This is a genomic window from Pseudomonas sp. SIMBA_068 (genome assembly GCF_046534705.1).
GTDB lineage: Bacteria > Pseudomonadota > Gammaproteobacteria > Pseudomonadales > Pseudomonadaceae > Aquipseudomonas > Aquipseudomonas putida.
The window spans coordinates 1-245 of sequence record NZ_JAWRYI010001329.1; the positions used below are offsets into that span (position 1 = coordinate 1).

Annotated in this window: 1 protein-coding gene; it reads left to right on the top strand. The window is 60.0% G+C overall.

From position 1 onward, the window contains the following. Positions 1-245: cytochrome b N-terminal domain-containing protein (locus tag SB756_RS33900; protein ID WP_410913741.1), on the top strand; the 245-nt coding region annotated here is incomplete at both ends.

Consider the following 245-nt stretch of genomic DNA (forward strand, 5'->3'; position numbering starts at 1 on the left):
CCGTGGCCTGCTGTACGGCTCCTACCAGAAGCCACGCGAACTGGTCTGGCTGTTCGGTATGCTGATCTACCTGGCGCTGATGGCTGAAGCTTTCATGGGCTACCTGCTGCCGTGGGGGCAGATGTCCTACTGGGGTGCCCAGGTGATCATCTCGCTGTTTGGCGCCATTCCGGTGATTGGCGACGACCTCACTCAGTGGATCCGTGGCGACTACCTCATCTCGGGTATCACCCTGAACCGCTTCT